This is a genomic window from Micromonospora sp. URMC 107, from assembly GCF_051386315.1.
Classification (GTDB): Bacteria; Actinomycetota; Actinomycetes; order Mycobacteriales; family Micromonosporaceae; genus Micromonospora.
The window spans coordinates 1-244 of record NZ_JBPQTK010000345.1 but is presented as its reverse complement, the minus strand read 5'-3'; the positions used below and the strand labels follow the sequence as shown (position 1 = coordinate 244).

General features: G+C 74.6%; 1 protein-coding gene. It reads left to right on the top strand.

Annotated elements, in window-relative coordinates; genetic code table 11:
• Positions 1 to 244 (top strand): NUDIX hydrolase (locus ACSNN9_RS28790; RefSeq protein ID WP_436676434.1); only part of this gene is annotated, 244 nt, incomplete at both ends.

The window sequence follows — 244 nt, the reverse complement described above, 5'->3', positions numbered from 1 at the left end:
TGCTGCTCACCCGCGTCTCTGATGGCTACCCGGGCGCGGGCTGCTGGCACCTGCCCGGGGGCGGCACCGACTACGGCGAGCAGCCCGGCGCCGCCCTGATCCGGGAACTGGTCGAGGAGACCGGGCAGAACGGCCGCCTCGTCGAGCTGCTCGGTGTGGCCAGCCACCGCGACGCCGCCTCCCTCGGCCCGGAGGGCTACCCGATCGACTGGCACGGCGTCCGCGCCTTCTACCGGGTCGTGGT